Below are 24354 nucleotides of genomic sequence, written 5' to 3' on the forward strand. Positions count from 1 at the left end.
TCCCGGAGAAACTTGATCATTTAGGACATGGAATATGACCTTTTCCCTTCTTGGCCCGATGTCGCTCCTGATCTTGTAAATGTTGCTGCCGGTCGTGCACCAGCTGACACTGTGTTGCGTGGTGGTATTTGGGTGAATGTCCACACGCGCGAAGCGCTGCCGGGTCATGACATTGCCATCAAACACGGTCGCATCGCCTGTGTCGTTCCAGATGCGACCGCGCAGATTGGACCCGAGACCGAGATCATAGAGGCCAACGGCCGCTATATGGTTCCGGGCCTTTGCGACGGGCATATGCATATCGAATCCGGAATGCTGACACCTGCAGAATTTGCCGCTGCCGTCATTCCGCATGGCACAACCACGATGTTCACCGACCCGCATGAGATCGCAAATGTGTTGGGCCTCGAAGGGGTCCGCCTGATGCACGACGAGGCGCTGATGCAACCCGTGAACATCTGGACGCAGATGCCGTCCTGCGCGCCATCGGCTCCTGGGATGGAAACAACAGGCTATGAGATCAGCGCAGAGGATGTGGCCGAAGCAATGTCTTGGCCAGGCATTGTCGGCTTGGGCGAGATGATGAACTTTCCCGGCATGGCCAATGCCGACGCCCAAATGTTGGCCGAAGTCGCGGCAACCCAACGGGCAGGCAAAACCGTAGGCGGACACTATGCATCCCCTGACTTGGGTCCCGATTTTACCGCTTATGTTGCCGGCGGCCCTGCAGATGACCACGAAGGCACTTGCGAGGCGGATGCAATAGCCCGGATGCGCCAAGGTATGCGATCAATGATCAGGCTTGGCAGTGCTTGGTATGACGTGGAAACGCAGATTACGGCAATCACAGAAAAAGGGCTCGACCCGCGCAATATGATCCTGTGCACAGATGACAGTCACTCAGGCACGTTGGTCAACGATGGTCATATGAACCGAGTGGTGCGGCACGCCATCAATTGTGGCTGCGACCCGCTCGTAGCGCTTCAAATGGCGACGATCAACACCGCCACCCATTTCGGGTTGGAGCGCGAGATCGGATCGCTTACCCCGGGCCGCCGGGCCGATGTGATCCTGACCTCCGATCTCAAAACGCTACCCGTAGAACAGGTCATCGCACGTGGAAAAACGGTCGCCGTCAATGGCAAGTTGACCGCCGCATGCCCGCATCTCAACTGGCCCGCCAAGGCACGTCAGACCGTGAACATGGGCGCAGTCAAAACCGCCGCTGACTTCGAGATTGCAGCACCCGAAGGCCGCAACTCCGTCACCGCCAACGTCATCGGGGTGGTCGAAAATCAAGCCCCGACCAAGGCCCTGAAACGCGATATGCCTGTCAGCGATGGCAAGGTCGAAAGCCACGGTGACACCTGCCAGATCGCACTGGTCGAACGACACCATGCCACCGGCAGCGTAACCAACGCGCTCGTGTCCGGGTTCAACTACCAGGGCAAAATGGCCATGGCCTCGACCGTGGCACATGACAGCCACCATATGATCGTCGTCGGCACTGACCGTGATCAGATGGCCCTTGCCGCCAACCGGCTGGCCGAGGTGGGTGGTGGCATCACGATCTTCCGCGATGGCGAGGAACTGGCGCTGGTCGAACTGCCCATTGCGGGCCTCATGTCCGACAACCCCGCCCGTGACGTCGCCGCCAAAGCCGACAAGATGGTGCAAGCCATGGTCGATTGCGGCTGCACCCTGAACAACGCCTACATGCAGCACTCGCTGCTGGCACTTGTTGTTATTCCTGAACTGCGCATCTCTGATTTGGGACTGGTCGATGTCCGCACGTTTGATTTCATTCCAGTCCTCGAGCCAACAACATGAGAACATTAGAACAAGCCGGTCACGGCCACACCGAATTTCACGCCCCTCAAGCCGCCGTCGCTCACCTGCGCGAGCTTTATGAAGACGCGGTCCAATTCCTGAGCCAGCAATTCCAGCACGCAATGGAACATGGCGCACCCGAGGGGCGCGTGCGCGCGTACTACCCTGAAATCCGCTTTACCACGTCAAGTTATGCACAGGTAGATACGCGTCTGAGCTTTGGGCATGTGTCGGACCCGGGCACATACGCAACCACCGTCACGCGGCCTGACCTGTTCGAAAACTACCTGACGCAACAGATCGGGCTGCTGATTACAAACCACGGGCAACCCGTCGAAATCGGATATTCGAACACACCCATGCCCGTTCACTTCGCGGTGGCAAACAACCCCAACATCACGGTGCCTCAACAGGGTGCCGCCGCCTTTCCGCTGCGCGACGTCTTTGATGTCCCGGACCTGAGCAACACAAACGATGACATTGTAAATGGAACGTATGAAGCGACTGATGGCATTGGCCCACTCGCACCATTCACTGCCCAACGCATCGATTACTCGCTGGCACGGCTTGCGCATTACACTGCGACCGATGCAGACCATTTCCAGAATCATGTTCTGTTTACGAACTACCAGTTCTACGTGTCCGAGTTCGAGGCCTACGCCCGCACACAACTGGACGACCCCGACAGCGGATACATAGCATTCGTATCGACAGGAAATGCCGAAATCACGGCGGGCGACCAAGAGCTTCCGGCCAGCCCCAAGATGCCGCAAATGCCGACCTACCACCTCAAGCGCGCAGATGGGTCCGGGATCACGCTGGTGAATATCGGCGTAGGACCCTCGAATGCCAAAACAGCAACGGACCACATTGCCGTTCTGCGCCCCCACGCTTGGCTCATGGTCGGCCATTGCGCGGGTTTGCGTAACTCGCAAGCTCTCGGCGACTTCGTTCTGGCCCACGCCTACCTGCGGGAAGACAATGTGCTCGACACCGACTTGCCGCCATGGGTTCCGATCCCGGCGCTGGCAGAAATCCAGATCGCTTTGGAAGAAGCTGTGGCCGAGACCACACAGTTAAAAGGCTACGAACTGAAACGCATCATGCGGACTGGCACGGTCGCCAGCTACGATGATCGCAATTGGGAACTGCGTGACCAGCACGGGCCGGTGCAACGCCTGTCCCAATCGCGCGCCATCGCGCTGGATATGGAGAGCGCCACCATCGCGGCCAACGGATACCGATTCCGCGTGCCTTATGGCACTTTACTCTGCGTTTCGGACAAGCCACTGCACGGAGAACTGAAGCTTCCAGGCATGGCTTCCAACTTTTACAAGGAACAGGTTGCGCGTCATTTGATGATTGGAATCCGCGCAATGGAGCACCTAAGGACCATGCCGCTGGAGCGTATCCACAGCCGGAAATTGCGGTCTTTCGAGGAAACAGCCTTCCTGTGACGGCGAAAAACAGCGGAAAACCCCTTATTTTGGCTTGCCATAAGCCACTATTCGTTGTGTGTTCGCACAACATTCCGTTATATTGCGGATCAGAGGCCCAAGTTGTCGGGCAGACGAAGGAGACCATGAAATGGCAAAACCAATGACAAAAACCCAACTCGTCGCCGCGCTGGCCGAAGAAATGGGGACAGACAAGAAATCCGCAGGCGGCGCACTTGACGCGATCTGCGGCCTGATCACCAAGGAAGTGTCGGGCGGTGGCGCAGTCACTTTGCCGGGCGTTGGCAAGATCTACTGCCGTGAGCGTCCCGAGCGTATGGTGCGCAACCCTGCCACGGGTGAGCAGTTCAAGAAAGAAGCGGACAAGGTCGTAAAAATGACCATCGCCAAAGCGCTCAAAGACAGCGTGAACGGCTAATACCGCGTCTCTCGACGTATTCAGGGTCGCCCACGGGCGGCCCTTTTTTATGGGTTGTACACTGTGGCCGCATCACCAAGGTAGTTGTCCCAGGCAAACCAATAGCTGATGTGGCCTGCGACGCGTTCCAGCCTCTCGCCATCGGGTCCAAACAGCGCATCCTCGGTGACACGCCACGCAGCGCCGGATTGATCCGAAATCTTGCCACCCGTTTGGGTGAACGTCCTGTCCCCACGTTCGTAGGCCCGGACACTGCGTTTCCCGACATCTCCGATCAGCAGCAGGGGTGTATCCGCAATCCCGTCGTTGATGATAGGCTGACCCTCAAACGCATTCAGCGGCCAGCCACGCGCGGCCCCGAACTGACGCACAGCAAAGATGTAGTCCTTCTGCGCATATTGTCGTTGGTCCACCTGTGCTGGGAACATCAGATCAGGCGAAGCGAAATAGTCGTTGTAGACGACGCCCGACCCATAGTCGCGACGATGCCCCGTGTTGACGCTCAGCACTTTTGTCGTGGGATTTGACGTCTTCCAGCTGTCCCACGTGGTGATGACCACCGGGCGCTGCTGCAACTCGATCCCGCTGTCCACCAGGGGCCCAACCACCGGCTTGCCCGTCCATTGGTTCCACAGCGAATGCGTCTCACGGTCGAACATCAGCTTGTTCGAGCGATAGAGGAACCCGGACGACCCAAACACCAGCGGCTTTGACCGCCCCGGGGCATCTGTCTCAAACAGGATGCCTGAGCCGCACAACGTGCAATAGGCCAGTGCCACCGGAACACCGCCAATCACCTCGTTGAACATCTCGTGCCAACCCATGATCCGCAGGGGATAGGCCCGCACATCGCCGTTGATAGACACGCCAAAAACCAGATCGTCTCCACGAAGATATTCGGCGTCGCCGGCGTCGATCAGATCGGGATTGTCCAGTGACGGTATGCCATCCTTCACCACCCCGCCCCAAGCAATCTCCTCCAGCCGAATACGCATCTGGTCTGGCTGGATATGCTCAGGCCGCAGGAACAGGTCGAAATTGTCGTCGATCCGCAGCATCACCTCGCGCTTGTATGTGGGGAAATCGGGGTGAGGTTTGATCTGAGGGTTTTGTTCCTGCCACAGCATCCACTGGAACCAGTCGGTAAAGAAGTCTTCGCCGGTGACGGCCGTCAGCACATCAGCGATCTGCGGACCTCGTGATCGGGAAAAACGCAGGGACGTGATCAATGGGGCTGCCATGTCAGGCGATCCGCGTTCTTTTATCCACGCCAGCGCTTCTTCGAATTCGGTGGTCGGCGCCGACAAAGGTGCGCGCATGGCATCCAAGGCGCTTATACCTTGAGACAAGGCAGCGTTGGGCAGCAAGGCGCCGGACAGGGTCAGGCCGCCAAAGGCACGGCGGGTCAGGGTCATGTCGGTCCTCCATTGCTTCGAGCCCTTTGTGCACCGAAACGCGATCACATACATTGCAAAGGGCCGTGAACAGCGCCTTGCATCCCCGCCCGAATTCCCCGAACGTCCGCGCGGAACAAAAGGGACGGTCATGGACATCCGCGCACTTCTGATGGGCCTGACCTTTGCCCTGATCTGGTCCTCTGCCTTCACTTCGGCGCGGATCATCGTCACCCACGCACCACCGCTTGCTGCATCGTCGCTGCGCTTCTTTATCGCTGGCTGTATCGGTGTAGCCATAGCCCGAATGATGGGCCAAACATGGAACCTGACGCGCGACCAATGGCGGGCCACCCTGATCTTTGGCCTGTGTCAGAACGCAATCTATTTGGGCCTCAACTTCTATGCCATGCAAACGGTCGAGGCGTCGCTGGCCTCCATCATCGCATCGACCATGCCGCTGATGGTGGCCTTTGCGGGTTGGGTCGTGTTCCGTGACAAGCTGCCGCCGCTCGGGATCATTGGGCTGATCCTGGGGATCACGGGCGTCATCCTGATCATGTCGGCACGGCTGGATGCGGGTGTTGACCTTTATGGCGTGGCACTGTGCGTCATCGGCGCAGTCGCCCTGACCATTGCAACACTGTCCATGCGCACCATGTCATCGGGGGGAAACCTTATGATGGTGGTGGGTCTACAGATGTTCGTGGGCGCGGTGGTTCTGGGCATCGCGTCGGCCATGATCGAAACGATCGAGGTGACACCGACACCAGCACTCTATGCCGCCTTCATCTATACCGTCTTCGTCCCGGGTCTTGCTGCCACGTGGATCTGGTTCGCACTTGTCGCCCGCATCGGAGCGACCAAGGCGGCAACTTTCCACTTCCTTAACCCGTTCTTCGGCGTGGCCATCGCTGCGGCACTTCTGGGCGAACGTCTGGGCCCCCAAGACATCCTGGGTGTCGCCATCATCACGGCCGGTATTCTTGCGGTGCAATTGTCACGGCAGACCAAAACCTGACCCCTGCCACTTGCACCCGCGTGCACCCGCAATATTGTGTCCCGAGATTTCAGATTTCGGAGCCCATTTGATGCGCCGCCGCACTTTTCTTCTATCCGCTGCCGCTTGTGCCGTGCCATCGCTCAGCGCGGCCTATCCAGCGCAAATGTTCACGCCTGCGGTGTGGCGCGATCTGCGTCAGACCGACCAAACAGTGGTCATGAATTTTCGGGCACGCTGGTCGCTGACCTGCCAGATCAAATCCGACCTGATTGCCGAGGCTCTGGCCGAAAACCCGGCATATGCGAACCTCACATTCGTTGATGTGGATTGGGATACATTCGGCCCCTCGCAAATGACCCAGCGGCTCAAGGTTGAACGCCGGTCGACATTGCTCGTGATGAAAAACGGCAATGAGGTGACACGCCTTGTGAACGAACCCTATGCCCGCAAGGTCCGCGCGCTTCTGGACGCTGCTCTTGCCGCCTGAGGCGACGACCCCAAGGCGCTACGCCTTTTTGCTTGTTCCCGGCTATTCCCAACTGGGCTTCGCCTGCGCGCTCGAAGCACTCAGCCTCGCCAACCTGCACCCGTCAGGCCAGACATTCTATACGTGGCGCGTGATCGGAGAAACGGGTGATCCCGTGCCCGCGTATAATGGGATCACCACCGCCGTCGATACGGCGCTGCCGGAACTCTCCCGCGATGAAACACTTGTTGTCTGCGCAGGCAACCGTGCAGCCGAGGGCAGCACACGGCCCATCCTCAACTGGCTGCGCCGCGAGACGCGCAAGGGTATGGATTTCGGCGCCCTTTCGTCCGGCACTTACACGCTGGCGCTTGCCGGATTGCTGTCGGGCAAGACGGTGACGACGCATTGGGAATACCGCGATGCGCTGATTGAATTGCTGCCCGACGTGATCATCGAAAACAGTCTCTATTCAAAGGACGGGCGCATCTTCACCACGGCGGGCGGGGCGGCGTCCATGGACATGATGCTGGACCGGATCAAATCGGAATACGGCGTTGATCTTGCGACATGGGTTGCGGACCAGATGGTCTACACCGACCCACGTGCAGCCAGCCACGGCCAACGCCTGTCGCGCCGCGCGCGCCCTGACATGGCGCACGGCAAACTGGGCATGGCGCTACAAATCATGGAGAATAATCTTGAGGACCCGCTGCGCCCGGACGAAATCGCCGATCTGATCGAACTCAGCACAAGGCAATTGGAAAGGGTCTTTGCCAAACATCTGGGCATGTCCCCCAAGCGCCACTACCTGCAACTGCGGCTGGAAAAGGCACGCGGGCTTTTGCGCCAGACCAATCTCAGCGTCACCGACATCTGCGTAGCCTGCGGGTTCCGATCCCTCTCGCATTTCTCCAAAAGCTACCGGGGCACCTTTGGCCTGAGCCCGGGTCAGGAAAAGCGCGGCACTGGATCGATGTGGCCCACGCAACCATGATTGCGGCCTCGCACGGCGCCATGTATCCCAACCCAAAAGGAATGAGGGGCAGATGAACTTCCTGTTTGTGCATCAGAACATGCCGGGCCAGTACCGCGAGCTGATCCAATGGCTGGCAGCACAAGGTGGGCACCAGATCGTCTTTCTGACCCAACGCCAGAAAGCACCGCAATTCGAGGGTGTCCAAACGGTTGTCTACAAGTCGCACCACCAGGCCAAGGAAGACGCCTATGGCCTGTCCCGCACATGGGAAAACGCTTCTGGCAACGGCTTTGGCGCGGTGCTTGCGCTGCGCCAGCTGGTCGACAAAGGCTTCACCCCTGACATCGTCATCGGCCATGTCGGATGGGGCGAGATGTCGTTCTTTCGCGAAGTGCTGCCCGACACGCCAATCATCGGGTTCTTTGAGTACTACTATTCAATCCACGGCGGTCCGGTCGGATTCGACCCCGATAGCCCGATCAGCGATCACGCACCATTCATCATGCACGGCCACAACGTTGTCCCGCAGGTGAACATCAATGTCGTCGATGTGGCCCACAGCCCAACCTATTGGCAGCGCGACCGGTTCCCCAAGCACTTCCACGACAAGATCTATGTCTGCCACGATGGCATCCGCACCGACAAGCTGAAGCCGAGCAAGAAGGCACAGGTGACGCTTGGCCGGATCGGGCGTCCCCTGACCCCCAAGGACGAGATCGTGACTTTCATGTCCCGCAATCTCGAAACGACACGCGGCTATCATCAGTTCATGCGGGCCGTTCCAAAAATCCAGAAGGCGCGGCCAAACGCTCGCATCCTGGTGATCGGCGGCAACGATGTGTCCTATGGCGGCAAGAACAAGCACCCCGGCGGGTTGCGCGGACAGATGGAGGCCGAGGTCGGCCACTTGATCGATTGGGACCGGCTGCATTTTCTGGGGCAAGTCCCCTACGACAGCTACCAGAACATCATCCAGATCAGCTCGTGCCACATCTACCTCTCGATGCCTTTCGTGCTGTCATGGTCCCTACTGGAAAGCATGTCGATGGAGGCAACGATTGTGGCCAGCGATGTGGCCCCGGTGCGCGAAGCGATGGAACACGGCAAGACCGGCCTGCTTGTCGATTTCTTCGATCCCGACGCCATTGCCGCGCAAGTGGCGGATGTGCTGGCAAAGCCGGTCGACTATGCCCATCTGGGTCCGGCTGCGCGACAGCACGTGATCGATACGTATGATTTCAAAACCATCTGCCTGCCGGAACATATACGCCAGATCAACGCGCTGGTCCCGGCGGACAAGCAGATCACGATGGGTTAGGCGATGCGGATCGTAATGCTTGGCGCAGGCGGCAAACTGGGCCAGTTGCTCAAACCGCGCTGGCCGGGCGCTGCCACCTGGACAACCCGCTCCGATGTCGACATCGCTGACCCTGACGCATTGGCACGTGCGCTCAGCGGGGCAGATGCGGTCTTTTGCCTTGCAGGCGTCACGCACGGGTCCAACGCCCCGATGGAATTGAACACAACGCTGGCTCGCCAGACACTGGACGCTGCGCACGGCGCACATGTCTTTCTGTTTTCATCCGCCGCTGTCTACGGCGCTTTGCAGGGGTTGCTGAGCGAAAATGGTGCAACCTCAGCGCAAAGCCAATACGGCATATCCAAGCTCGAGATGGAGCGGATGGCGGCACAGCACCCCAACCCAAGCACATCGCTGCGGTTGGGCAACGTGGCCGGAGCAGACGCGATCCTGGGGGGATGGCAGCCCGGCTTTCAATTGGATCAGTTCCCTGATGGCTCAACACCGGTCCGAAGCTACATCGGCCCGGGGAAGTTGGCAGAGGTGCTGAACACACTCGCGCACAGCAACGATCTGCCACAAGTGTTGAACATCGCAACACCAAACACCGTACATATGGGCGATCTTCTGGACGCCGCTGCGCTGGAATGGACGCCGCGACCGGCAACAGACCGCGCGATTGCAAGCGTACATCTGGACACTGCCGCGCTTGAACGGTTCACATCATTCACTGACTCTGACAGCACGGCCAACGGGATCGTGGCGGACTGGATGCAAGGAACACACACATGACATGGCGCAAGCGCATCTTCGACCTGTTCTTTGCCAGCCTCCTGGTGATCATCCTGGGCCCGATCATCCTGTACCTGATCTGGCTTGTCTGGCGAAAACAAGGCAGGCCCCTGTTCTATGTGGCCGAACGGATGAAGTCGCCAACAGAAAGTTTTGGACTGTGGAAATTCCGCACCATGACCATCGACACCAATGATCAGGGCGTTTCCGGAGGTCACAAACAGACACGGATCACCCCGTTTGGTGCCAAGCTACGGGCCAAGCGGCTGGATGAATTTCCACAGCTTTGGAACATTCTGAAGGGCGATCTGTCCTTTGTCGGACCGCGTCCGCCATTGCGCGAATATGTCGAAAGGTTCCCGGAAGTATACGGTAACGTATTGAAATCACGACCAGGTGTCACCGGTTTGGCCACAATCCGTTTTCACAAACACGAGGACCGACTTTTGGCGCGGTGCAGCACGCCAGAAGAAACGGACAGCACTTATTGCCGCATTTGTGTACCACGCAAAGCGCGCCTCGACCTCATTTATCAGAAGAATCAGACCACCTGTTACGACTTTGACTTGGTCTTTCAAACCATTGGCAACCTCTTTCGACGCGGCCGCTAACGCACGCAAATCGTTGTTTCATCCCGCATTATGTGCAATTAGTGCGTCTGAACGGTTAAATTGTAAGCGTTTTGGGCGCTTTTCCGCCGGGAACTGGGCAGCTTTTCTGCATCTGCAAAATAGTTGCACGATCTCGGGAATTGTTCGTGTTAGCGCTGTTGGCAGCTTGGCAAAGCGACCGACTAAGGGGGCAAAATGCTGGATCTGCTGAAGCTGCTGTCGCGCACGCAGAAACGAAATATTCTGATCGTTATCGACACGATCCTCATTCCCGCAGCATTGGTATTCGCTTTCAGTCTCAACTTATCCGGACAGACGGCGCTCGCAAATTTCCAAGCCTATCTGCCCATTCTGCCATACCTTTTGATCGTGGCGGCTGGCCTGTCGCTTTGGCTTGGCATCTGCTCGACCACACTGAACGAATATGAAGCCGCTTCAATTGGACGGACGGGCGTCTTCGCCGCACTTTTGACCATGACGTCGATTTTGCTGACGACAGCGGCCAATATGCCGCTACCGATGTCGACACAGATCACCTTCGGCATTTCATTCTTTGTCTTCTCGATCATGAGCCGTGCGATCCTTTTGCAAGTGGTACTTGCCATCTACCGCAGCGGCGCAAACCGGTGTCGGGTGCTAATCTATGGTGCGGGCACGACTGGAATGCAGCTTGTCTCTGCCCTTCGCAGTCATGAACTCATCGAACCTGTTGCTTTCGTTGATGATAATCAGGCGCTTCACGGCGTGAACGTGCTGCGGCTGCCCGTCTACAGCCCTGTTCGGATTGCAGAAATCGTTTCCGAAAAGAAAATCGATCGCGTGCTTCTGGCCATCCCATCGCAAAGTCATCCCAAACAGATGCAGATCGCCAGACGCCTGCAGAAGATGGGCCTGGAAGTGCAAACGCTTCCATCGTTCTCCCAGTTGATCGGTGAAGAAGCGCTGATCGAGAAACTGACCCCCATCAATCCACGGAACTTCCTTGGCCGCGATGAAGTCATGGCAGCTCAAGATGGTGGCGACGAAGCCTATGCCGATCGACGCGTCCTAATCTCGGGCGCGGGCGGATCGATTGGCTCGGAACTCAGCCGCCAGGTACTGGAATACCGCCCGCAGAAGATCGTTCTGTATGAGCTGAGTGAACTTGCACTGTATCAGATTCATCAGGAGCTGACCCAGCTGGCCGAAGGCAGCAACATTGAAATTGTCCCGCTCTTGGGATCCGTCACGGACGCACGTCAGGTCCGCGGTGTGTTGAAGGACCATGACATCCAGGTTGTGCTGCATGCAGCTGCCTACAAGCATGTACCTCTTGTTGAATTCAATCCACTTGCCGGGCTGGCCAACAATGCCTTGGGCACGCAAACCCTGGTCAGCGAGGCCGCCGCAGCAGGCGTTGAGCGGTTCATGCTTATTTCGTCGGACAAAGCCGTTCGTCCTACAAACATGATGGGCGCTTCCAAACGTCTGGCCGAGTTGGTGGTACAAGACATCGCTCAACGCATCGCGACGCCAAACGGTTTGAAGTTCTCGATCGTGCGTTTCGGGAACGTGTTGGGCTCATCCGGGTCCGTTGTGCCGCTTTTTCAGGAACAACTGCGTCGCGGCGGTCCTTTGACCGTCACACACCAGGACGTGTCCCGGTACTTCATGACGGTGCATGAGGCAGTTAATCTGGTTCTGCGGGCGGCTTCCATGGCCAAGGGTGGTGAAGTGTTCGTTTTGGATATGGGAAAACCTGTCCGCATTGAACAACTTGCCCGTCAAGTCATTGAAAGCGCAGGGTTCACAGTGCGTGACGCAGACCACCCTGATGGAGATATCGAGATTGAGTTCACGGGGCTCCGGCCGGGCGAGAAAATGACGGAAGAGTTGACACTGAGTGGCACGCGGATCGGTACAGGTCACAAGAAAATCTTCTTCACCGTCGAGGACTGTCTGAGCGAGATTGAAGTGGCCTCCGCCATGCGCTCACTTCGTCAGGCATTGGCATCAAGCGATGAGGAAGAAGCCCGCGCCACCGTCAAACGATGGGTCGAGGGATATCAAAACTCCAAAGATGCAATGGAAACCAACCGCGAAGTTGTCACGCCTGTATCCTGAATGCCGCGCTTCATCGCAAGTTTGAGGCGCGACTTTCCACGACATTGTTTAACCAATGCGCCCATGTTTTAAGGCGCTAACACATAAAAGACCGGACAGTGAAACCTATGCCTCAGCGGATTAGATCGCTTGTTTTGGCCAGTATTGGCAGCCTCACCATCGGATTGATCGCGCCGATGGCACACGCCCAAAACGCGAACACGCAGAAACCCAAGGTGGTCACATCATCACCAAGCCTGAACTTCTATGGTGTACCGGGTTTGATTGATACGCCATCAGCCGAGCCGCTGCCTGACGGGCAACTGGCCCTTGGCGTGTCGCATTTCGGGGGGCAAACACGCACGACCCTGACTTTCCAGCTGGCGCCACGCATTTCAGCCAGTTTCCGATACATCGGCATTCGGGATTGGAACTCTGACGGGTTCGAAACCTATCGCGACAGAAGCTTCGATGTCCGGTATCTTCTGTTCAGGGAAGGGCGCTACCGCCCGGCTGTCAGTGTCGGTCTGCAGGATTTTGCGGGGACGGGCATTTACGCCAGCGAGTATCTTGTTGCAACCAAGAATTTCACGCGCCCTTTCCGGTTGCCGGGCGAGGTCAAGGTGACGGCAGGGTTGGGCTGGGGACGCCTTGGGTCCTCTGGATCAATCGGCACGTTGATTGGTGATACGCGCCCGACCTTCACACCGGGCGATACAGGCGGTGATCTTGCAACGGATCAGTGGTTCCGCGGGCCAGTATCACCCTTTGGCGGGATTGAATGGCAGTATAATGACCGTCTCGGTTTCAAGCTTGAGTACTCGTCAGATGCCTACGAGCCGGAAACATCCCGCGGAGTGTTTGACCGCGATTCCCGGGTAAACCTCGGTGTCGAATATCAATGGACCAATGCATTGCGGGTCGGTGCGTACTACCTTTATGGATCCGAAATCGGGATCAACGCCCAGCTGCAGTTCAACCCTAAACGTCCTGCAACACCGTTTACGGTTGCAGGCCCACGCCCCATCATCGTGCGGCCCACACGCAGTGCCAGCCCCGAAGCCTACGATACAGCTTGGGCCGGCTCGACAAGTTCGTCGGTCTTCATCCGGGACGTGGTCGAACCGGAATTGACAGAAGACGGAATTCGTCTGGAAAGCCTCACTGTTACTGCCAACAGAGCCGAAGCGAGAGTTTCGAGCATCCAGTTCGACAACCTGGCCATCGTCGTTGGCCGCACCGGACGTGCGTTGGCGCGGCAACTGCCGCCCTCGGTGGAAATCTTCGACATCGTATTGGTCAACGAAGGACTGCCGATTTCGAAGGTCACAGTGAACCGCCGGGACTTGGAGACGCTGGAGTTCCGGCCTGATGCGGCGAACACCCTCTTGGCAAAGTCAGAAATTTCTGACGCGGACCCGAGACCTACGGCGGGCGCGGTCGACGGCACCTTGGCCTATCCGCGCTTCAGCTACTCGGTCGGCCCGTTTATCCGCCCCAGCTACTTTGACCCCGACCGGCCCATCCGGTTGGACGGCGGCATTTCAGCCGGTGCACAATATCGCTTTGCGCCCGGTTGGACACTCAGCGGTGAAATCCGTCACAGGTTGGCTGGTGACGTCGAAGATGGACGGTTGTCAAACTCGGTGCTTCCGCGCGTTCGCACAGACGCAGTACTGTATGCTCAAGCTGCAGACACAACGATGGAAAACCTGTTCATCTCCAAGCAATGGAAACCGGGCAAAAACACGTACGCTCGCGTAACCGCAGGCTACCTTGAACAGTTCTTTGGAGGTGTTTCGGCAGAGGTGTTGTGGAAACCCGCGACGAGCCGCCTTGGTATCGGAATCGAAGCAAACTATGCGAAACAGCGGGATTTTGACCAGCGCTTCGGCTTTCAGGACTACGATGTCGCGACAGGTCATGTGTCGGCGTACTACGATTTCGGCGGTGGCTACTACGGACAGATGGACGTCGGTCGATACCTTGCCGGAGATGTTGGGGCGACCTTTACGCTTGAGCGCCAGTTCGCGAACGGGTGGCGTCTTGGCGGATTCTTCACGCTGACCGATGTCAGTTCGGAAGAGTTCGGCGAAGGCTCTTTTGACAAGGGGATCACCATTACCATACCGACAAGCTGGTTTACCGGAAAACCAAGCCGTCAAACCGTCGGTACAACCATTCGGCCCATCCAACGCGATGGCGGTGCACGCCTTGGCGTTCCCGGTCGTTTGTACGGACAAATCCGCGATGGGCATGCCACTGATCTGAACGCGGATTGGGGAAGGGTTTGGGAATGATGAAGCGACTAACATCACTGGCACTCGGGACCGCAATGCTTGTTGCCGGATGTTCGGGTGGCACAGATACACAAACCGATCAGGCCACCAAGTTCAAAAGCCTGTACGATGCATTCCGTGCATCCCGTACGGCCCCGGCAGAGTTGCCCACTCTGACCCCTGCTCTAATTGACAGCCTGACTGTCCCTTCTCTGGAAGTGACAATTGAAAACCGCGACGCAACCGCATTCTTGATTCCGTTTTCAGAACGCCAGGATTCAGGGCCCGGACTCGTACGGACATGGCGCAGCGCGAACGATGCCCAGGTAACATTACGCAAAGGCGTGATTGCCGCAACGCGTGGCATTGGCTTTGACATAGGATCGGTCGACGCAGACCCAGCCGTCCAAGCCATACAGAAACGCACGCCGATTTCTGGGGATCACACGCTGTACATCAAGAACGGCAACAACGGCATTGATGAGATTTCTTTGCAATGTGAGATGCGCAAGGTGGCCGATGAAACCCTAGAAATCGTGGGGAAATCCTTTCCCGTTGTTCATCTGCAAGAGAACTGCACCGGATGGAAAGGCGTTGTTGCCTTTGATTACTGGGTCGACAGACGAGATTCGACCGTGTGGCAAACCCGACAATGGTCCGGGCCTGACCTGGGATACATTCGTACGAGGCTGCTGAAAAAATGATCATGTTGCGGCAACGCAGCACAAATTTATCAGGTTGAATATTCAAGCCCTATTGCTGATTGTGTTTTCACAGAAACTGACCTAACTAATTTGCAGTCGTCATAGGAGTCATAACATGACCAAAGCATTCAAACTGATTTCCACAGCCGCTGTATTGGCAGCAACTTCGACCGTTGCTCTGGCGCAGGGCGTTCCGCTGAACACAACCGTTTCCGGTGGTCAAGGCGCTGAAATCCAAGCTGGCCAAGGCGAAGCAGGAGCTATTGCACTGACACCAGTTGCAACTGCTGGCCTTCTTGCAGCTACTTTGGCGATTGCAGCCGGGGACTCTTCCTCCTCGTCCACAACCGACAACTAAGAAATCTCATCAAAAAAGAGATTTGTGAAGGGCTTGCTTCGGCAGGCCCTTTCTTTTTCACCTGCCAAGAACTTGATCAAACGAACCGGACCAGCGTCCATCAACTTCGAGAAATTCTTGCCGTGCGCGATGTTTTGCAAGCTCTGCACGGGAAAAGTGGCGAGTGTATTCCGGTTTTTGACGATGCCAGACACCTCCCTTGAGACTAGGTATCACTTGCTCGAAACGTGTGTGCCTAAGTTCTCAATGGAAAGGTTTCCAAACAATGATTCGCACACTCGTAGCTGCGACTGCTTTGACAACTGCACTTGCCATCGTGCCAGCTGTTGCCCAAGACGCGCCACCTCCTGGCCCTGCGGCAAATACCGAAACCGCTCCAACCGAGGGTCAGCTTTTCGGAGGTGAGCTTACACCGGCTGCAACGGCGGCTGTTGTTGGTGTTGGAATTGCGATCATCGCACTAAGCTCTGATGGCAGTGACGGAACCACGACTTCGTCGACAACAACCTCCTCGACGACCTCGACAACCCGTTAAATTCACTCACGAAACAGCTCTGCCTCGATCGCGCGCCGAATAGCGGCCGCAATCGGGGTCGTGCGTGAGCCCCATGTCCCGGCTACGGCACCATCCGTACTGATCAGAACTTTGTTGAAGTTCCAGGCCGGGACAAATCCCGCTTCTGCCTTGAGCGCCCTGTAAAACGGATGGGCGCTTGGGCCTTTGATCCGTGTTATGTCTGCCATCGGCAAATCTAGACCAAAGGTTATTTCGCAAAAGGCGCGGACCTCGTCAGCACTGTCCAGCTCTTGTCGGAAATCGTTCGATGGCACAGCCAATACGATCAGACCATCATCGCGATAGGTGTCATAGAGGTCTTGCAGTGCTTCATATTGGCCTGTGAACGCACATTGCGACGCGGTGTTGACGACAAGAATTGGCTGACCTTCCCAGTCGGACAGGTTCAGTACACCGCCGTCAATCGACTCGAACTGCGCATCCCGGACATCCGCCGTCGCCAGACCTGCGAACGCCAAAAACAGACCAAAAAACAATACGCGCATCGGACACATCTCTTTCGCATCACATCATAGTTAGCCCACTGCGATCATCTGTCATGCTCTTTCAATTTCCGGCCACGGCCCCAAGTATAGGGCAACGCAGAACGGAAAATTTGAACATGACCACCTACATGAAGAACCCTGACGTCATCGCCACCCTCTCGCCCGAAGAGTACCACGTCACCCAGGAAAGCGGGACGGAACGCCCCGGCACTGGCAAACTGCTCAACAACAAGGAACCCGGTATCTACGTCGATATCGTGTCGGGCGAACCGCTCTTTGCATCGTCGGACAAGTACGAAAGCGGCTGCGGCTGGCCCTCGTTCACCAAACCCATCGAAAACGTCACCGAACACCACGACTCCAGCCACGGCATGATCCGGACAGAGGTGCGCTCGAAACACGGCGATAGCCACCTCGGCCACGTCTTTCCCGACGGTCCCCGCGACCGCGGCGGCCTGCGCTACTGCATCAATTCCGCTTCACTCCGCTTTGTCCACCGTGACGATATGGAGGCAGAAGGCTATGGTGCCTACCTGAACCAAGTGGAGGATGTCGCATGAACGACCAACGCGCAGTACTGGCAGGCGGATGCTTCTGGGGCATGCAGGACCTGATCCGCAAGAAACCCGGCGTGAAATCCACACGCGTCGGCTACACCGGCGGTGATGCCCCCAACGCAACCTATCGCAACCACGGCACCCACGCCGAAGGAATCGAGATCATCTTTGACCCCGCCATCATCTCGTTCCGCGACCTGCTCGAGTTTTTCTTCCAGATCCACGACCCCACCACGCCGAACCGGCAGGGCAACGATGTGGGCCTCAGCTACCGCTCGGCCATCTACTACGTGGATGATGCCCAGAAACAGGTGGCACTGGATACGATCGCAGACGTGGAAGCCTCAGGAATCTGGCCCGGCAAAGTGGTGACCGAAGTTGAGCCGGTCAGCGACTTCTGGGAGGCCGAGCCGGAACACCAAGACTACCTCGAACGCATCCCCAACGGCTACACCTGCCATTTCGCACGTCCCAATTGGATCCTGCCGAAACGCGCAGCCGAGTAAACGCAGCTACAGGGCGATACCCGGTCGCCCTGTGGCCTCGGTCACCAGCTCTGCCTCGACAAACACCTCGCGGGCTTCGGCTTGGGCCGTGCGTATATCCCGCGCGACCCGTAGCTCAATATCAGATGCGCCAGCGGCCAATGCCGCTGCACGCGCATCTTCACTCAAAACAGTCTCTAACCGGGCCAATGCAGGCTCTGACGCAGCAAAATCCTCGGGCCCCGAGGGTAAATGCACCCGGAACAATCCCTCCGAGGGCGAAGTCACCGTCCCCGTCCGACGCACGGTCACACGGCCCACAACGGCGCCAATCGCATTGGCCACACCGCCATCCTCGGGCAGCTGCATGTCGCACCCCAATCGCGCACCCACCGCAGGGTAATACGCCCGTGCCGACGCACCCAATCCAACCACGGGTACATCCAACCCGGTCGACACCCGCACCAGACCTGTCGCGCCGGACAAACCCCGCTGCATCAACACATGGGTGGCCAAGCCCTCATCCATCCCGTCCTCGGCCAGGGCGGCCTCCAGCAACGCAACGCTGGTCTGATGGGTCAACTGATCCACAACCATCTGTGCAAGCTGTTCCGCCGTGTCAGCCAACCGCTCACCAGCCCCGGTACGACGGCGGCCAAACAGAACACACGCCATCTGTGCCGCCTCAGCATCCCACGCGTCCAAGCGACCCAGCACATGGCTCGCATCTGATGGCGTCAGGCCGGCCACTTGCACCAGCCCACGCCCCACAAGACGTTTGAGCGCCCCATGCTCCATCCGCGTGCGCAAAACATCACCCAGCCCACGCACATCTTCACCAATGCGCGCCAACAGATCGGCATCCCGCGTCGGCAAACCATCCGCCTGCACACCCGGCACCGCGCGCACAAAACGCCCATCATGTTCCCCCGGCGTGGTGCTGCGCATCTGCGCCTCAAGCAGCGGCAACACCACGTCCGGCGTCTCCTGCGCCAGTAAGGACACGGGCAACACCCGGCGCGGCCCAAGGGTGACACCGCCGCGCAAACCTTCCGCCACGAAATGCACCTTACTGTCGCCGCCCAAGCCGCTTGTGCGCATGGCGACTGCCTCAACCATGGTGCGATGCGGACCAACCCGCGCGCCATTCGGATCAATCACGGGCCGACCACCCCGCAACACGGCCACATCGGTGGTCGTCCCGCCAATATCGCTGACCAAGGCATGATCGGCTCCGGTCAGCCAACGCGCGCCTACGATGGACGCTGCCGGACCGCTCAGGATCGTCTCGATGGGCCGCGTCCGCGCCTGCGCGGATGACATCAGCGCCCCGTCACCCCGCACCACCATCATCGGCGCGCGGATACCGATATCGCGCAACTCGGCCTCGGCCCGTCCAATCAGCGCATCAATCATCCCGATCAGTCGCGCATTCAAAACAGCGGTCAACGCCCGTTTCGGCCCACCCAGCTTTGCTGACAATTGGTGCGACGCAGATACGGGCCGCCCGGCCACATCACGTACCAGTTCCATGACCCGCACTTCATGGGCCGGGTTACGAGTGGCAAACTGCCCTGCCACGGCAAACCCGCTCACATCGCGTTTATGTGTGTCTAAAAAGGTCAAAAGGGCCGCTTCATCCAAAGATGCCGCTTCTGACCCGTCGTGCTTGTGTCCCCCGGCCAAAACACAAACCGGATCGCCCCCCAGCGCATCGGCCAGACCCTGCGCCTCCAGATCCTGTTCCCGAAACCCGATATAGATCAGCGCAACGCGTCCCCCCTGCCCTTCAACCAGGGCATTGGTGGCAAGGGTGGTGGACAGGGATGCCATCCCAACCTCTGCCGGATCAACGCGCGCCTCGTCCAGAACGGTGCGCACAGCACGACCGACGCCAACGGCAAGATCATGGCGCGTGGTCAGCGCTTTGGCGCGGGCCAGAACCCGTGCCTCATCCTGCATCAGAACTGCATCGGTATAGGTGCCACCCGTATCCACACCCAGCAAAATGGCCATGCTCGCTCCCCGTTTTCGTGCAGCCCTACAGCGCCTGTTCGCGACCCGTCGCGCTCAATTGCGTCACAGCCCAGCGCGCCGCGTCGGCCACCGCTGCATCCGGGTCGTCCACAAGCGCCTGCACAGCGGGCAACAGGTCCGCACGCCCCGAATTGCCGATGGCATAGGCCACATTGCGCACGAACCGGTCCCGCCCGATCCGCTTGATCGGAGAGCCCGAGAACCACGCGCGAAAGCCCGCATCGTCCAGCGCCGCTAACTCCGCCAGGGGCGGTGCACCGACGGCACCCAGATACCGCATATCGCTGGCCTCAACCGCAAACTTGTTCCATGGGCACACGGCCAGACAATCATCACAGCCATAAATCCGGTTGCCAAGCCCTGGGCGCAACTCTTCGTCCACAGGGCCCTTGTGCTCGATCGTCAGGTACGAAATGCAGCGCCGCGCATCCAGTTGATAGGGGCCGGGAAAGGCGTTTGTCGGACAGATATCCAGACAGGCCCGGCACGACCCACAATGATCGATTTCGGGGGAATCTGCATCCAACTCCAAAGTGGTAAAAACAGACCCTAAAAAGGCCCAGCTGCCCCACTCCCGACTGACAAGATTGGTGTGTTTGCCTTGCCAACCCAACCCTGCCGCCTGTCCCAAAGCCTTCTCAGGCACCGGGGCCGTATCGACAAACACCTTCACTTCGCCGCCCGCTTCTGCAATCAGCCAGCGCGCCAACCGCTTCAGGCGTTTTTTGACGATGTCATGATAATCCCGCCCCTGCGCATAGACGGACACAGCCCCCAGATCGGGCCGCTCCAACACGGCCAAAGGATCATGCTCCGGCGCGTAGCTTTCGGCCAGCATGATGACCGATCGCGCCTCGGGCCACAGCGCCGCCGGGTTGCCACGCCAATGCATCCGCTCGGCCATCCAGCCCATCTGCCCGTGCCGCCCTGCCTCGACAAAAGTCTCAAGCCGCCCTGCGACCTCCGGCACAGCATCCGGTCGGCACACACGCGCCATCACAAAGCCCTCTTCCAGAGCGCGCCCTATGACCCGCTCCTTCAGGTCCATCTCTTCCCTGTTTCAAAAAAATCCCGGGGGTCCGGGGGCTGGCCCCCGGTCCGACGCAAAAGATCAGAAATCCAGATCATTATAATGCCGCGGTGGCGGGAACCCCGGCACCTGATCAGCCAGGATACTCCGAAACGCAGGGCGCGACTTGATCTTGGCATACCAATCCTTGACCACCTCCGAACGGTTCCAATCCACGTCCGAAATATAGTCCAAAGCAGACAAATGCGCAGCCGCTGCAAAATCGGCCAGCGTCATCACATCCCCCGCCAACCAGCGCCGATGGTCCAGCAACCATGTCATGTAGTCGAGGTGATACTTGATCGCCTTTGCCCCGTCCTTGACGTTGCGACTGTCGGGAAAGCCCTGGCCCATGACCTTCTTGTTCACCCGCTCATAGAGCAGCTTCGACGTCACTTCGTGGTGAAACTTGTCATCGAACCACCCCACCAGCCGACGCACCTCCAGCTTGGCCGCCGGATCCGATGGCATGAGCGACGGTTCGGGCCGCGTCTCCTCGATATATTCGCAGATGGCCGCACTCTCGCTCATCATCACGCCATCCAAACGCAGGACCGGCACTTTTGCGGCGGGGTTACGGCGCAGGAAATCCGGGTCCGCCTCCCAATAGCGTTCCTCGACCAGCTCAACCTCGATCTTCTTCTCGGCAAGGCTCAGACGCACCTTACGGCAGAACGGGGACAGGGGAACGTGGAACAGGCGGGCCATGGTCAATCCGGTTTGGTCAAACGTCTGGCATCCATGCACGGCTGGCCCACGATTTTCAACTCTGGAAACACCGCGCACGGCCATCCGCGCGGATCGTGGCCGCCCCATCCAGGATCTGACCGGCCCGTTTGCGCACGAAAGACGACGGCTGACTGGCCGACCGACCCTTGGGATTCGGCAGGATCGCGGCCAGACGGGCGGCCTGCACATTCGTCAACGCATCCGGCCCCACACCAAAGTAATGACGCGCGGCAGCTTCGATGCCAAAAACACCCTCATCGAACTCCGCTACGTTCAGATAGACCTCAAGAATCCGCCGCTTTGACCACAACGCCTCGACCAGCGGAGTCATGGCGGCCTCCATCACCTTCCGCACCCAGGATCGGCCATGCCACAGGTACACGTTCTTCACGACCTGCTGGCTGATGGTGGACGCACCCCGGCTGGCCCCCGCATCAATGGCGCGGCGAATGGCAACCACGTCCAGCCCCCAATGCAGACAAAAATTGGCGTCCTCGGCGGCCACAGCCGCCCGCGCCATGATCGGGGCGATCTCCTCCATCGGGACCCACTCATGGTCGACACCGCCCAAACGGCGGGACTCCTGCATCATGTAAAGGGTCGTGGGCGGGTTGATGACAGACCACAGCAGAGCCGCCACAACGGCCACCAGAAACACCACGCTCACCCCGCGCAATGTCCACCGAAACAGCCAGCGGCCCGGCCGAAACCGACGCTTCACCTTGGCTTTTGATGTGCGTTTACTGCTCTTTCTTGCCATGCGCCCAGCTATAGAACGCAGAACATGCCAAGTGAACTATCGCGCCAGAGATTGGGCAAGATAGGTGCCAATACGACGCGCTCCTGATGGGGAAGGGTGGATGCCGTCAAAGGCATATTGCGACCGAACGGACGGGTCCATCACGTCTTCGCTGTCCACGAAACGCAGGCCCGGGGTCGCATCAGCCAGCCGGGCAAGGCGGGCGTCATATTCCACCAGATAGGGACGGCAGCCAACAAAAGGGCCTGATCGGGGACTGGCATAATAGCCCATCCAGATCACCCGCGCCCCGCTCTGTCGCAGACGGGCCAGAAAGGCCGGCACCTCGCCCGTCAGATCCGGCGCAATCAAACCATCCAGAACAGCGTCACAGGCACTGCACCTGCAATCGCTCAGGAAATCATTGGCCCCGCCATTGATCAGGATCACATCCCAAGCCCCCGCCCGGTACTGCGCACGCACATCAAAGCCCGTAGCACGGCCAAAAGACGAGTCGTTGGAAAAACGCGCACCCGCCACCGCACTGTTTTGAACCTGTGCATTCAGCCTGTCGCCCATGACAGACGGAATGTCCCGCCCGGTCCACTTGTGCCAGGCCAATATGCTGTCCCCGATGGCCAGCACCCGCAAAGGCTCTGCCGATACCGCACCGGCCAACATCCAAAAAACAAGAACAAGCAATCGCATGGGTGTAAGATATGGCAGGCGCATGCGAAGACCAGACCGCAAGACTTCGTTCATCAATTCATCAAAAATTAAACTTAATTACAAAGCGTTAATCACTAAGGCGCGTTAACGATGTCTGCTATTTTTGCCGTGGTGGAGGCACTCAACCCTGCACGGAGATAGGAGATGATCGAACCAACAACCGAGGCCCGCCCGGGGGCCATTGCACAACAATACCGCGTGCTCAACGCAGCCGACGCAGCCCTTGTCTGGGTGCTGAAATGGTCTGGCGATGCCAACCACGTCATTGCAAACAAGTTGGGGACAATGCCCACGCGGGTCGCGGACATCCTTGCTGAAAACACGCATCTGGGCAGCAAGGAACAGGCGGCTAGGATGGTTGATTCACGAAATTGATGCATTCCAAAGTATTACGGTTCTTTGGTCTTCAACAACTTCATAGAGTACTCGGTGCATAGGAACGATGCCTGCCCGATCTATTGCGCGAAGCCAAAATTCACGTCCATCAATTACAGCGTGCCTACTTCCGTAAATCTTTGGATTGAACTCCAGCGCTTTTTCCAACGCTTCCAGAATATCAAAAAGGATGCACTTATCAAACTCACCGCTATCAATTGCGCGAAGCCATGCGCGCTCGTAGAGTACCTCCTGTACGACCCTCCAAGGTCGATGGTTTTCTAGGTCTTCTTTCAGAAGCAATTTCTTGAATAGCCCGATCTGCCCAAATTTCGTGTTCCGGTCTGTCAGACACCGGAATCATGTTTATCGCTAGAGCATAGTCTATATGCTGTCCCATTTCCACACTGTGCCACACAATATCGTGCGAAAACTCACTAATCGATGAAGCAGTGTGGTTACGACAAACAAACTGGATTGTTCTAGAAATTAGTTGGCTTTCATTTGCATTCAGCGCCTTAGAATTCGGTGTCTCTAAGCTAGTATATTCGCTTTTTCGGTATCCATAGTAGTTAGTCGAAGTACAGGTGATTTTTTTACTGTCGACAAGCCGATCCACAGTTTCCAACAATTGCTCGCAAGTCGGACCAAAGGGACGCTTTTTATACGTTGCCCCAGTTAGCGGCCGACCACTATTCAGATATGAAAGCATGTCTGCATAATACAAGCATTTGTGAAGCTTCACTTGTCCAAGTTCAACGGGTTCACACTCATCAATAATGGTGTGAACTATTAGCTCTAGCTTCTTTCTATCAACCTGAAACTTCATACAAGGATTCTATATATATCTGGTAAAGAATCAATGACTTAGCGACCAACAAGACTGTGTGCCGCTAAGT

At 57.9% G+C, this 24354-nt stretch carries 25 protein-coding genes; 17 read left to right on the forward strand and 8 right to left on the reverse strand.

Going from position 1 to position 24354, the window contains the following annotated elements:
* Positions 1-27: 27 nt before the first annotated feature.
* The 3 genes from ade to IE087_RS00940 all read left to right on the forward strand — a co-directional run bounded on the left by ade (position 28) and on the right by IE087_RS00940 (position 3705).
* A complete protein-coding gene (ade, locus tag IE087_RS00930) occupies positions 28-1830 on the forward strand; it encodes an adenine deaminase (protein WP_189367052.1) in 1803 nt (600 codons plus the stop codon).
* Positions 1827-3287, forward strand: coding sequence for an AMP nucleosidase (locus tag IE087_RS00935; RefSeq protein ID WP_189367053.1), 1461 nt, complete (start codon positions 1827-1829; stop codon positions 3285-3287). The genes ade and IE087_RS00935 overlap by 4 nt, the downstream gene beginning before the upstream one ends.
* Before the next feature lie 130 nt (positions 3288-3417).
* Complete coding sequence (locus IE087_RS00940; protein WP_039684873.1) at positions 3418-3705, forward strand: HU family DNA-binding protein; 288 nt, start codon at positions 3418-3420, stop codon at positions 3703-3705.
* Positions 3706-3752: 47 nt separating this feature from the next.
* Here IE087_RS00940 and IE087_RS00945 read toward each other — a convergent pair whose 3' ends face one another.
* Positions 3753-5120, reverse strand: coding sequence for a DUF3179 domain-containing protein (locus tag IE087_RS00945; RefSeq protein ID WP_189367054.1), 1368 nt, complete (start codon positions 5118-5120; stop codon positions 3753-3755).
* Between the two features lie 130 nt (positions 5121-5250).
* Here IE087_RS00945 and IE087_RS00950 point away from each other — a divergent pair, with 130 nt between their 5' ends.
* The 11 genes from IE087_RS00950 (at position 5251) to IE087_RS01000 (ending at position 16208) form a co-directional block, all read left to right on the forward strand.
* Complete coding sequence (locus tag IE087_RS00950; protein WP_189367055.1) at positions 5251-6120, forward strand: DMT family transporter; 870 nt, start codon at positions 5251-5253, stop codon at positions 6118-6120.
* A 70-nt stretch (positions 6121-6190) separates the two neighbouring features.
* Complete coding sequence (locus IE087_RS00955) at positions 6191-6589, forward strand: thioredoxin family protein (protein WP_189367056.1); 399 nt, start codon at positions 6191-6193, stop codon at positions 6587-6589.
* Positions 6543-7565, forward strand: coding sequence for a GlxA family transcriptional regulator (locus IE087_RS00960; RefSeq protein WP_189367057.1), 1023 nt, complete (start codon positions 6543-6545; stop codon positions 7563-7565). The genes IE087_RS00955 and IE087_RS00960 overlap by 47 nt, the downstream gene beginning before the upstream one ends.
* Positions 7566-7617: 52 nt before the next feature.
* Positions 7618-8865, forward strand: coding sequence for a glycosyltransferase family 4 protein (locus tag IE087_RS00965; RefSeq protein ID WP_189367058.1), 1248 nt, complete (start codon positions 7618-7620; stop codon positions 8863-8865).
* A gap of 3 nt (positions 8866-8868) precedes the next feature.
* Positions 8869-9639 (forward strand): NAD-dependent epimerase/dehydratase family protein, encoded by a 771-nt coding sequence (locus tag IE087_RS00970; RefSeq protein WP_189367059.1) that lies wholly within the window; start codon positions 8869-8871, stop codon positions 9637-9639.
* Positions 9636-10250: a sugar transferase gene (locus tag IE087_RS00975; RefSeq protein ID WP_189367060.1), complete on the forward strand. Its 615-nt coding sequence runs from the start codon at positions 9636-9638 to the stop codon at positions 10248-10250. Before IE087_RS00970 ends, IE087_RS00975 begins: the two co-directional genes overlap by 4 nt.
* A 195-nt stretch (positions 10251-10445) precedes the next feature.
* Complete coding sequence (locus IE087_RS00980; RefSeq protein ID WP_189367061.1) at positions 10446-12353, forward strand: polysaccharide biosynthesis protein; 1908 nt, start codon at positions 10446-10448, stop codon at positions 12351-12353.
* Positions 12354-12529: 176 nt separating this feature from the next.
* Complete coding sequence (locus IE087_RS00985; RefSeq protein ID WP_229801220.1) at positions 12530-14632, forward strand: YjbH domain-containing protein; 2103 nt, start codon at positions 12530-12532, stop codon at positions 14630-14632.
* Positions 14629-15315: a YjbF family lipoprotein gene (locus tag IE087_RS00990; RefSeq protein ID WP_189367063.1), complete on the forward strand. Its 687-nt coding sequence runs from the start codon at positions 14629-14631 to the stop codon at positions 15313-15315. Before IE087_RS00985 ends, IE087_RS00990 begins: the two co-directional genes overlap by 4 nt.
* A gap of 115 nt (positions 15316-15430) precedes the next feature.
* A complete protein-coding gene (locus IE087_RS00995; RefSeq protein ID WP_189367064.1) occupies positions 15431-15673 on the forward strand; it encodes a hypothetical protein in 243 nt (80 codons plus the stop codon).
* Positions 15674-15938: 265 nt separating this feature from the next.
* Positions 15939-16208, forward strand: a complete 270-nt coding sequence (locus tag IE087_RS01000; RefSeq protein WP_189367065.1) for a hypothetical protein — start codon at positions 15939-15941, stop codon at positions 16206-16208.
* 2 nt (positions 16209-16210) lie between these two features.
* Here IE087_RS01000 and IE087_RS01005 read toward each other — a convergent pair whose 3' ends face one another.
* The gene (locus IE087_RS01005) at positions 16211-16735 is read right to left on the reverse strand and encodes a glutathione peroxidase (protein ID WP_189367066.1); all 525 of its coding nucleotides are present in this window, start codon (positions 16733-16735) and stop codon (positions 16211-16213) included.
* Positions 16736-16851: 116 nt separating this feature from the next.
* On the opposite strand from IE087_RS01005, the gene msrB reads away from it, so the two are divergent.
* Positions 16852-17295 carry a peptide-methionine (R)-S-oxide reductase MsrB gene (gene msrB / locus IE087_RS01010; RefSeq protein WP_189367067.1) on the forward strand — a complete coding sequence of 148 codons (444 nt, stop codon included), beginning with the start codon at positions 16852-16854 and terminating at the stop codon, positions 17293-17295.
* Positions 17292-17798 carry a peptide-methionine (S)-S-oxide reductase MsrA gene (msrA, locus tag IE087_RS01015; RefSeq protein ID WP_189367068.1) on the forward strand — a complete coding sequence of 169 codons (507 nt, stop codon included), beginning with the start codon at positions 17292-17294 and terminating at the stop codon, positions 17796-17798. The genes msrB and msrA overlap by 4 nt, the downstream gene beginning before the upstream one ends.
* A 6-nt stretch (positions 17799-17804) precedes the next feature.
* Here the strand turns inward: msrA and IE087_RS01020 are convergent, their stop codons facing one another.
* From IE087_RS01020 to IE087_RS01040, 5 genes are all read right to left on the reverse strand, one after another.
* Entirely contained in the window at positions 17805-19793 is a 1989-nt protein-coding gene (locus IE087_RS01020) for a hydantoinase/oxoprolinase N-terminal domain-containing protein (RefSeq protein WP_189367069.1), read from the reverse strand.
* Between the two features lie 25 nt (positions 19794-19818).
* The gene (gene queG / locus IE087_RS01025) at positions 19819-20862 is read right to left on the reverse strand and encodes a tRNA epoxyqueuosine(34) reductase QueG (protein ID WP_189367070.1); all 1044 of its coding nucleotides are present in this window, start codon (positions 20860-20862) and stop codon (positions 19819-19821) included.
* A 63-nt stretch (positions 20863-20925) separates the two neighbouring features.
* The gene (gene fzlA / locus IE087_RS01030; RefSeq protein ID WP_189367071.1) at positions 20926-21591 is read right to left on the reverse strand and encodes an FtsZ-binding protein FzlA; all 666 of its coding nucleotides are present in this window, start codon (positions 21589-21591) and stop codon (positions 20926-20928) included.
* Positions 21592-21646: 55 nt separating this feature from the next.
* On the reverse strand, positions 21647-22372 hold the full coding sequence (mtgA, locus tag IE087_RS01035) for a monofunctional biosynthetic peptidoglycan transglycosylase (RefSeq protein ID WP_189367072.1): 726 nt from the start codon (positions 22370-22372) through the stop codon (positions 21647-21649).
* 36 nt (positions 22373-22408) lie between these two features.
* Positions 22409-23083: an SGNH/GDSL hydrolase family protein gene (locus IE087_RS01040; protein ID WP_229801221.1), complete on the reverse strand. Its 675-nt coding sequence runs from the start codon at positions 23081-23083 to the stop codon at positions 22409-22411.
* Between the two features lie 141 nt (positions 23084-23224).
* Between IE087_RS01040 and IE087_RS01045 the strand changes: the two genes are divergently transcribed.
* Positions 23225-23455 (forward strand): hypothetical protein, encoded by a 231-nt coding sequence (locus IE087_RS01045; RefSeq protein ID WP_189367074.1) that lies wholly within the window; start codon positions 23225-23227, stop codon positions 23453-23455.
* A 214-nt stretch (positions 23456-23669) separates the two neighbouring features.
* Here IE087_RS01045 and IE087_RS01050 read toward each other — a convergent pair whose 3' ends face one another.
* Positions 23670-24284: a Panacea domain-containing protein gene (locus IE087_RS01050; protein ID WP_189367075.1), complete on the reverse strand. Its 615-nt coding sequence runs from the start codon at positions 24282-24284 to the stop codon at positions 23670-23672.
* Positions 24285-24354: the final 70 nt, after the last annotated feature.

This window comes from Tateyamaria omphalii, assembly GCF_014651375.1.
Classification (GTDB): Bacteria; Pseudomonadota; Alphaproteobacteria; order Rhodobacterales; family Rhodobacteraceae; genus Tateyamaria; species Tateyamaria omphalii.